The organism is Streptomyces caelestis, assembly GCF_001279005.1.
GTDB classification, from domain to species: domain Bacteria; phylum Actinomycetota; class Actinomycetes; order Streptomycetales; family Streptomycetaceae; genus Streptomyces; species Streptomyces heliomycini.
Genome location: NZ_LGCN01000090.1, coordinates 1 through 373 on the forward strand (window position 1 = coordinate 1; position 373 = coordinate 373).

Here is a 373-nt window from a genome sequence, read left to right on the forward strand (position 1 = left end):
GGGTAGACGCCGTTCTCGTCGTGGTCCTCCCGTCCGGTGACGGGCGGGTTGAAGACGCAGATGCAGTGGAAGTCCTCCTTGACCTTGAGCGTGTGCCGCTCGTGGCCGTCCAGGAGGTACATGGTGCCGGGGGTGATGTGGTAGGTCTTCCCGGTCTCGCGGTCGGTCAGTTCGGCGTCGCCCCGGGTGCAGACGACGGCCTCGATGTGGTTGGCGTACCACATGTCGGTCTCCGTGCCGGCGTACAGGATCGTCTCGTGCACGGAGAAGCCGACCTTCTCCCTGGCCAGGACGATGCGCTTGCTCTCCCACGTGCCGGACGCCGATTTCACGTGCCGGTCGGTGCCTTCGATCTCCTTGAACGAACGGACGA

General features: G+C 65.1%; 1 protein-coding gene. It reads right to left on the reverse strand.

The genetic code is table 11. The annotated features are described in order from the left end of the window. On the reverse strand, nucleotides 1-373 hold a 373-nt coding region (locus tag ADK41_RS09335), incomplete at both ends, for an ectoine synthase (RefSeq protein ID WP_063756639.1).